The organism is Piscicoccus intestinalis NBRC 104926, assembly GCF_001515525.1.
Taxonomy (GTDB): Bacteria; Actinomycetota; Actinomycetes; order Actinomycetales; family Dermatophilaceae; genus Kineosphaera; species Kineosphaera intestinalis.
The window spans coordinates 1-2,857 of the sequence record NZ_BCNQ01000251.1 but is presented as its reverse complement, the minus strand read 5'-3'; the positions used below and the strand labels follow the sequence as shown (position 1 = coordinate 2,857).

The 2,857-nt window shown below is 74.9% G+C and carries 3 protein-coding genes; all 3 read left to right on the top strand.

Translation table 11 applies throughout. The features are described 5' to 3' along the window. Window positions 1–213: 213 nt before the first annotated feature. From PINTE_RS22980 to PINTE_RS20835, 3 genes are read left to right on the top strand one after another with little or no spacing between them, the layout of a single operon-like run. Window positions 214–915: a hypothetical protein gene (locus PINTE_RS22980; protein WP_157087433.1), complete on the top strand. Its 702-nt coding sequence runs from the start codon at window positions 214–216 to the stop codon at window positions 913–915. 56 nt (window positions 916–971) lie between these two features. Further along, complete coding sequence (locus PINTE_RS22975; RefSeq protein ID WP_157087432.1) at window positions 972–1,586, top strand: copper chaperone PCu(A)C; 615 nt, start codon at window positions 972–974, stop codon at window positions 1,584–1,586. Next, entirely contained in the window at window positions 1,583–2,806 is a 1,224-nt protein-coding gene (locus PINTE_RS20835) for a Dyp-type peroxidase (protein ID WP_068434429.1), read from the top strand. Before PINTE_RS22975 ends, PINTE_RS20835 begins: the two co-directional genes overlap by 4 nt. Window positions 2,807–2,857 lie beyond the last annotated feature (51 nt).

Here is a 2,857-nt window from a genome sequence, read left to right as displayed (position 1 = left end):
TTCGGCCCAGGTGGTTGGGTGACGACGGAACCGGCGTCGTTGATGGGCTTCATCCGGGCGGACCGCCTCCGATGCGACGACGCGCCCCCGACGCGGCGGACCGCCTCCGACGCGACAGTGCGGCGTGATCGCCGCGGCCGCGGGGCCGATCGACGGGCCGTCTTCACATCGGGCAGCACTCCGCGCATGTGCTGCGCGGCTTAGGGTGACCCCATGGGGCCGCGACACGGATGGGTGCGCCTGACTCGCACTGGCGTGTTCGCCCTCGTGTGCCTTGCCCTCGCCGCGGGCGCCCACGCCCTGGCCGGCGGCGGCCTCCCGCCCGTCGGGGTGCTGCTCCTCGCGGCGCTGCCCGTGTGGTTCGCGAGCTTCTGGCTCACCTCGCGGCGCGTCGGGGCCCGCTCCCTCGTGTTCGCGCTCGGCGGGGGTCAACTCGCGTTGCACGTCTTCTTCCACGCGACCGCGCGAACAGTGGTCGGGGCGGGCTCCCCTGGCTCTCTTCTGGGCTCAACGGGTGCCCTGGGCTCCGGGGGCTCCGTGGCCGGCGCGATGCCGGGACATGGGGCGCACGCCGCACACGCACTCGCCCACGCGACGGCCGTCCCCGCGGCGACCGCTGCGACCGGGACCACCGGAGCCGGAGCCGGTCTCGAGGCCTTGTCGACGGGCCTGTCCCCCGCGATGCTGCTCGCGCACGCGGCGGCGACGCTGGTGTGCGCGCTGGTCATGACCCACGCCGAAGACGCGGTGTGGCGGCTCGTGCGACCGCTGCTGGCGACGCCGTGCGCCGGGCCGCTCGCGGTGCGCGTCGCCCTGTGGGGCGTGCACCCGGCAGCGCGGCCACTGACCGGACGGTGGTGCACGCCGGGGTGGACGCTGCGCGGTCCGCCGGTCGGGGTCGCCCCGCGATCCTGACCTGCCGACCCATCGGCGCGCCGACGCGCCGCGATCCCGAAGGACCGACCACACACATGTCTGTCAAGAAGCCGTTCCCCCCTGCCCGCGCGCGCCGCGCCACCGCCTCCCTGGCGATGGCCCTGGCCCTCGGCGCGGGCCTGACCGCCTGCTCCTCGCCCGAGGGCGACCAACCGATGGGCGCGTCGCAGGCCACGACCGAGGCCGCGGCCACCACCCAGGGCTCCGCCGCGGCCGACGCCGCCGGCATGCAGATCCTCGACCCCTGGGCCGCCGCACGCCCCGACCCGAGCCAGATGCCGATGACGGCGGTCTTCGCGACCGTGCGCAACACGAGCAACAACGACATCTCGCTGGTCTCCGCCTCGACGAACGCCTCGTCTCGCGCGGAACTGCACAGCACCGTCATGCAGAACGGGCAGCCGGTGATGCAGCGCACCGACAAGCTGACGATCCCGGCCGGCGGCACCCTGCTGCTGCAGCCCGGCGGCGACCACGTCATGGTGCTCGACCTGGCGAACCCGGTGCAGCCCGGCGCGGTCGTCCACGTGACGCTGAACACCGAGCAAGGACAGAGCATCTCGTTCGACGCGGTCGCCAAGCAGTTCACCGGCGCCCAGGAGCCGTACCACCAGAGCGACGGCTCGGGCCAGTCCCCCGCGAGCTCATGACCCGGGCGACCCCGAGCCGACGGGCGCTGCTCGTCGGCTCGGCCGCCCTCGCCGCCGGCGCGGGGGCCGGGGCCGTCGGGATGCGGCTGAGCGACGGCGACGCCGGGGCGAATCCGGTTGCCGCGCGCCCCGACGACGCGGGCCCGACGACCGTGTCGTTCTACGGCGAGCACCAGGCGGGTATCACGACCGCGCAGCAGACCCACGTCAGCCTCGTCGGCCTCGACCTGGTCCGGGGCGTCGACGCGCGGGGCGTCGAGGGCGTCCTGCGCCTGCTCACCGACGACGCGGCCCGGCTGTGCGCCGGCCGGCCCCCGCTCGGCGCGCTGGAGGCGGTGCCGGCGGTCGGGGTGCGCCGGCTCACCGTGACGTTCGGTTTCGGGCCGGGGTTGTTCGCGGCCGCCGGTGTGCCGCAACGCTGCCCGGCCGGGGTCGCGTCGATTCCGGCGTTCTCCACCGACAAGCTCGAGGACCTCTGGGGCCAGACCGACCTGCTGCTGCAGATCTGTTCCGACGACCCGACCGGGGTGGCGTACGCGCAGCGTCGCCTGCTGCGCGACACCACCCACGCGATGACGCTGCGGTGGGCGCAGCACGGTTTCATGCCGGTGGCTCCGGAACCCGGTGCGCCGCAGGAGTCGTCGCCGCGCAACCTGATGGGGCTGCGCGATGGGTCGGCCAACGAACGCGACCCCGCGCAGGCGGCCGCGGCCGTGTGGTCGCCCGGTCCGGGCCCGATGGCCGGTGGCACGCAGCTGGTGCTGCGTCGGGTGCGGCTGGATCTCGGCCGCTGGGACGACATCGACACGGCCGCCAAGCAACTCGCGTTCGGTCGGCGCATGGACGGTAGCCCGTTGACCGCCCCGCCCGGCACCTCCGAGTTCACCGTCGTCGACCGTACCGCCGTCGACGAGGCGGGGTTCACGGTCGTGCCGCCGAACGCGCACGCGGCGCGGGCGCAGGCCCGTGGCGCCGCCGAGCGGATGTTGCGCCGCGGGTACAACTACGCGGACGGTCTGCACGCCGACGGGCGACCTGACGAGGGGCTGTTGTTCCTCGCCTACCAGGCCGACGCGGCGACGGCCTTCGTGCCGGTGCAGCGCCGCCTCGCGGAGGCGGACGCGCTGAACACGTGGGCGACGCACGTCGGTTCCGCGGCCTACGCCGTACCCCCCGGCTGCGCCCCGGGCGACTGGGTCGGCCGCACCCTACTGACGTAACCCCCGCCCAACGTCGCTGAGAACTGCGTGTCACGGTCGGGACTGCAGTCC